General features: G+C 71.2%; 3 protein-coding genes. 1 reads left to right on the forward strand and 2 read right to left on the reverse strand.

The features are described from left to right. Positions 1 to 212: 212 nt before the first annotated feature. Complete coding sequence (gene pepN / locus ACFVXK_RS10555; RefSeq protein WP_389611117.1) at positions 213 to 2,789, reverse strand: aminopeptidase N; 2,577 nt, start codon at positions 2,787 to 2,789, stop codon at positions 213 to 215. Positions 2,790 to 2,945: 156 nt separating this feature from the next. After that, complete coding sequence (locus tag ACFVXK_RS10560) at positions 2,946 to 3,974, reverse strand: aspartate-semialdehyde dehydrogenase (RefSeq protein WP_389611118.1); 1,029 nt, start codon at positions 3,972 to 3,974, stop codon at positions 2,946 to 2,948. A gap of 262 nt (positions 3,975 to 4,236) precedes the next feature. Here ACFVXK_RS10560 and ACFVXK_RS10565 point away from each other — a divergent pair, with 262 nt between their 5' ends. Next, complete coding sequence (locus ACFVXK_RS10565) at positions 4,237 to 5,715, forward strand: M28 family metallopeptidase (protein WP_389611119.1); 1,479 nt, start codon at positions 4,237 to 4,239, stop codon at positions 5,713 to 5,715. The last annotated feature ends 123 nt before the right edge of the window (positions 5,716 to 5,838 follow it).

Here is a 5,838-nt window from a genome sequence, read left to right on the forward strand (position 1 = left end):
GGCCGGACCCGTCAGCAGCCCCGCGCACAGGGCCAGCGCGACCGGGACAGCGGCGAAGCCGGGCATCGACCCTCCGGTTGCGTACGGCGTACGTCTCGCACGCTAGGCCACCGGGTACGTGCCCGCACGCGGGCGTACGCCGAAGAGACGCGGGCGTACGCCAAGGGGGCGCCCCCTCCGCCGCAGCGAAGAGGACTCCCCCGGGCGGTGCGTTAAGCGGTGGCCGCAGCAGCGTCCGCCGCCTGGGCCTTCAGGGCGCGTTCGATGCCCGAGCGGGACTCCGACACCAGGCGCCGCAGGGCGGCGTTCGGCTCGGCCGAGGCCAGCCAGGCGTCCGTGGCCGCCAGGGTCTCCGCGGAGACCTGGAGGGACGGGTACAGCCCGACCGCGATCTGCTGCGCGATCTCGTGGCTGCGGCTCTCCCAGATGTCCTTGACCACCGCGAAGTACTTCGCCGCGTACGGCGCGAGCAGCTCCCGCTGGTCGCTCTGGACGAAGCCGCCGATCACGGCCTCCTGCACCGCGTTCGGCAGGTCGCCCGACTCCACCACCGCGGCCCAGGCCTCCGCCTTGGCCGCCGCCGTCGGACGCGCGGCGCGCGCGGTCGCCGCGTGGCGCTCGCCCGCCGCCGTGGCGTCGCGCTCCAGCTCCGCCGCGATCTCCGCCTCGTCCGCACGCCCCGTCGCGGCCAGCCGCTCCAGGAACGCCCACCGCAGCTCGGTGTCCACGACCAGGCCCTCGACCGTCTGCGCACCGGACAGCAGCGCGCCCAGCAGGTCCAGCTGCTCCCCGGTCCGCGCCGTCGCGGCGAAGGCGCGCGCCCACGCCAGCTGGTGGTCGCTGCCCGGCTCGGCCGCGCGCAGGTGCTCCAGGGTGGCCGCCGTCCAGGCGGCCAGGCCCTGCTCGCGCCACGCCGGGTCGGCGTACACGTCGATGGCCAGCTTCACCTGGCGGTGCAGCGACTGCACCACACCGATGTCCGACTCCTTGGCGATGCCCGACAGCACCAGCGCCAGGTAGTCGCGCGTCGCCAGCTCGCCGTCACGCGTCATGTCCCACGCCGACGCCCAGCACAGCGCCCGCGGCAGCGACTCGGTGAAGTCGCCCAGGTGCGCGGTGACGTTGGCCAGCGAGACCTCGTCCAGGCGGACCTTGGCGTACGACAGGTCGTCGTCGTTGAGCAGCACGACCGCCGGACGGGCCCGGCCGGCCAGCTCCGGCACCGCCGTCAGCTCGCCGTCGATGTCCAGTTCGATCCGGTCGGTGCGGACCAGCTTGCCGCCGACCAGGTCGTACAGGCCGATCGCGATGCGGTGCGGGCGCAGCACCGGCTCGCCCTGGGCGCCCGCCGGCAGGGCCGGGGCCTCCTGGCGGACGGCGAACGAGGAGATGAGCCCCTCCGCGTCCGTCTCGACCTCCGGCCGCAGCACGTTGATGCCGGCCGTCTCCAGCCACGCCTTCGACCAGGCGGTCAGGTCGCGGCCCGAGGTCTCCTCCAGGGCGCCCAGCAGGTCCGACAGGCGCGTGTTGCCGAACGCGTGCGCCTTGAAGTACGCCTGCACGCCCTTGAAGAAGGCGTCCATGCCGACGTACGCGACGAGCTGCTTGAGCACCGAGGCGCCCTTGGCGTACGTGATGCCGTCGAAGTTGACCAGGACGTCGTCCAGGTCACGGATGTCGGCCATGATCGGGTGCGTGGACGGCAGCTGGTCCTGCCGGTACGCCCAGGTCTTCATCGAGTTCGCGAACGTGGTCCAGGCGTGCGGCCACTTCGAGCCCTCGGCGTAGGCCTGGCAGGCGATCGAGGTGTAGGTGGCGAACGACTCGTTCAGCCACAGGTCGTTCCACCACTCCATGGTGACGAGGTCGCCGAACCACATGTGGGCGAGCTCGTGCAGGATGGTCTCCGCGCGGACCTCGTACGAGGCGTCCGTCACCTTCGAGCGGAAGACGTACTGGTCGCGGATGGTGACCGCACCGGCGTTCTCCATGGCGCCCGCGTTGAACTCGGGCACGAACAGCTGGTCGTACTTCGCGAACGGGTAGTCGTACGCGAACTTCTCCTGGAACCAGTCGAAGCCCTGCCGGGTGACGTCGAAGATCGCGTCGGCGTCGAGGAACTCGGCCAGCGACGGGCGGCAGTAGATGCCGAGCGGGACGACCTGCCCGTCCTTGCCCTCGTACGTGCTGTGCACCGCGTGGTACGGGCCCACGATCAGGGCGGTGATGTACGAGGAGATGCGCGGGGTCGGCTCGAAGGCCCACACCCGGTCCTTCGGCTCTGGCGTCGGGGAGTTCGAGATGACCGTCCAGCCCTCGGGAGCCGTCACGGTGAACCGGAACGTCGCCTTCAGGTCGGGCTGCTCGAAGCTGGCGAAGACCCGCCGCGCGTCCGGGACCTCGAACTGGGTGTACAGGTAAGCCTGCTGGTCGACCGGGTCGACGAAGCGGTGCAGGCCCTCGCCGGTGTTGGTGTAGGCGCAGTCCGCGACGACGAGGAGCTCGTTGGCGCCGGCGGCGAGGTGGTCCAGGGCGATGCGCGAGTCGCGGAAGACGGCGGCCACGTCCAGGGCCTTGCCGTTCAGGACGACCTCGTGCACGGCCGGCGCGACCAGGTCGATGAAGGTCCCGGCCCCCGCCTCGGCCGACTGGAAGCGCACGGTGGTCGCGGACCGGAAGGTGCCGCCCTCCTGTGCGCCGCTGAGATCGAGATCGATCTCGTACGAGTCGACGGTGAGCAGCTTCGCCCGCTGCTGAGCCTCTTCACGGGTGAGATTCGTGCCAGGCACGCGTTCATCTCCTTTGATGGTGACGTTGCCCCGCCATCCTTCCATGCAGGGCCCGCCACCGGGCAGGAGTAATCCAGAGGCGAACAGGACGCCCCTCTTTCGAATGCAAAGGGGGCGGCGCCGTCCCCGGCACCGCCCCCTTCCGCGCCGCGGGCGTCAGCCGCGCAGCTCCTCGGCCACGAGCTCCGCGATCTGCACCGCGTTCAGCGCCGCGCCCTTGCGGAGGTTGTCGTTGGAGAGGAACAGCGCGAGGCCGTTGTCGACCGTCTCGTCCACCCGGATGCGGCCCACGTACGAGGCGTCCTTGCCGGCGGCCTGCAGGGGGGTCGGGATCTCGGACAGCTCGACGCCGGGGGCGTCCTTCAGCAGCTCGTAGGCGCGCTCGACGCTGATCGGGCGCTCGAAGCGGGCGTTGACCTGGAGGGAGTGGCCCGAGAAGACGGGGACGCGCACGCAGGTGCCGGAGACCTTGAGCTCCGGGATCTCCAGGATCTTGCGGGACTCGTTGCGGAGCTTCTGCTCCTCGTCGGTCTCGAAGGAGCCGTCGTCGACGATGGAGCCGGCCAGCGGCAGCACGTTGAAGGCGATGGAGCGCTTGTAGACGCCCGGCTCGGGGAACGCGACGGCCTCGCCGTCGTGGACCAGCTTGGTCGCCTCGGAGGCCACGGCCTTGACCTGGCCGTCGAGCTCGGCCACGCCGGCCAGGCCGGAGCCGGAGACGGCCTGGTAGGTGGTGGCGATCAGCGCGGTCAGGCCGGCCTCGTCGTGGAGGGGGCGCAGCACGGGCATCGCGGCCATGGTGGTGCAGTTCGGGTTCGCGATGATGCCCTTGGGGCGGTTCTTGATCGCGTGCGGGTTGACCTCGGAGACCACGAGGGGGACCTCGGGGTCCTTGCGCCACGCGGAGGAGTTGTCGATCACGACGGCGCCCTGGGAGGCGACCTTCTCGGCGAGGGCCTTGGAGGTGGCGCCGCCCGCGGAGAAGAGCACGATGTCCAGGCCGGAGTAGTCGGCGGTGGAGGCGTCCTCGATGGTGATCTCCTGGCCCTGCCACTCCAGGGTCGAGCCGGCGGAGCGGGCCGAGGCGAACAGCCGCAGCTCGTCGACCGGGAACTTCCGCTCGGCGAGGATGCCGCGCATGACTGCGCCGACCTGTCCGGTGGCTCCGACGATTCCGACCCTCACGGTGACTCCTTCTGGTACGTACGACGCGGGCGCGTGAGGCCATCATGCGTTCGACCCCACGAGGGTTGTCCAATCCATTGTCCGAGGCGCGGACAGTGTCGGGGCCGTGAACCCCGGTGACGAGTCCGTGACGGCCGTGTTTCACCTCCCCCGAACGTCCGTTTTGCCAGGTCAGGTCCGGTTAGCTTCCGTTCAGCCGTGATCGATATCCGGACGCGGCGCACCAGAAGCCGAAACCGTCACCCCGGGGGGGAACACCACCATGCGGACCATCCGCCACCGCCGGTCCATACCGGCCCTCGCCGCCCTCGCGGCCGCCGCCGTCGCCGCGCCCGTCCTGCTGGCCGCCACCCCGGCGGCCGCCCACCCCCGCGAGGGGAAGCTCGCCAAGGAGCTGGTCGAGGAGGTCACCGCACGCGGGGCCTACCGCCACCTGGCGAAGTTCCAGCAGATCGCCGACGCCAACGGCGGCAACCGGGCCGCGGGCACTCCGGGCCACGCCGCCTCCGCCGCCTACGTCCACGACACCCTGAAGAAGGCCGGCTACGAGGTCTCGTACCAGGACTTCGACATCTACGAGGCGCACACGAAGACGGAGAAGACCACCGTCCTGGGCGAGCAGCCGCGCGAGCTGGCCACCGCCGCCTTCACCTTCACCAAGTCCACCCCGGCCGGCGGGCTGACCGCCCCGCTCGCCCTGGCCCGCGTCGACGAGACTCCGGGCTGCACCGCCGACGACTACCCGGCCGGGGCCTTCGCCGGGAAGATCGCCCTGGTCAAGCGGGGTGCCTGCACCTTCGTGGAGAAGCAGCGGGCCGCCGCGGCGGCCGGTGCGGTCGGGGTGATCGTCTACAACCACAGCGGCACCACGCCGGTCCGCGGCACCTTCTCCTCCCCCTCCGAGGGGGTCATCCCGAGCGCGGGCATCACCCTGGCCGACGGGGAGGCGCTGGCCGCCGCCGCTGCCAAGGGCGAGGTGAAGGTACGCCTGGACCTGGACCAGGAGCACGTGAAGAAGACCACCCGCAACGTGATCGCCGAGACCAAGGGCGGCCGCGCCGACCGGGTCGTCACGGTCGGCTCGCACCTGGACTCCGTCCCCGAGGGCCCCGGCATCAACGACAACGGCTCCGGCTCGGCCGGCCTCCTGGAGGTGGCCCTCAAGCTCGCCGACGAGGGCGCCAACAAGAAGGGCAAGGGTCCCGCCAACAAGGTCCGCTTCGCCTGGTGGTCGGCGGAGGAGCTGGGCCTGCTGGGCTCGGAGCACTACGTGGCGCAGCTGTCGGACCGGCAGAAGAAGGACATCGCCCTCTACCTGAACTTCGACATGATCGCCTCGCCGAACCCGGTGCAGTTCGTCTACGACGGCGACGACTCGGACAAGACGGGCGCGGGCGCCGGCCCGGCCGGTTCGGCGCAGATCGAGTCGCTGATCAACGGCTTCCTGGACAAGAAGGGCAAGCCGCACGAGGGCAGCGACTTCGACGGCCGCTCCGACTACGGCCCGTTCATCGAGAACGGCATCCCGGCGGGCGGCACCTTCACCGGCGCCGAGGGGATCAAGACCGCCGAGCAGGCCAAGCGCTACGGCGGCACGGCCGGGGCCCCGTACGACCCGAACTACCACGGGGCGGGGGACACCCTGAAGAACCTGGACCTCAAGGCCTTCGACACCAACCTCGACGTGATCGCGCACGCGGTGGGCACGTACGCCGAGTCGCTGAGCTCGCTCGGCAAGTAGCGGCGGGGCCCGAGGGGGGGCACCGAGGGGGAAACGCCCGAGGGGGGGGGGGGCGGTACAGCACCCCCCCCCCGGGGGTTGGGGGTGAGGCCCGTAACGGGGGGGCTTGTCGCTAAGCAACCA

This window comes from Streptomyces sp. NPDC058157, assembly GCF_042884105.1.
Taxonomy (GTDB): Bacteria; Actinomycetota; Actinomycetes; order Streptomycetales; family Streptomycetaceae; genus Streptomyces.

Excerpts from the sequence above, each read along its gene's own strand:
- ACFVXK_RS10565 (WP_389611119.1), top strand. The coding sequence starts at position 4,237 with ATGCGGACCATCCGCCACCGCCGGTCCATACCGGCCCTCGCCGCCCTC.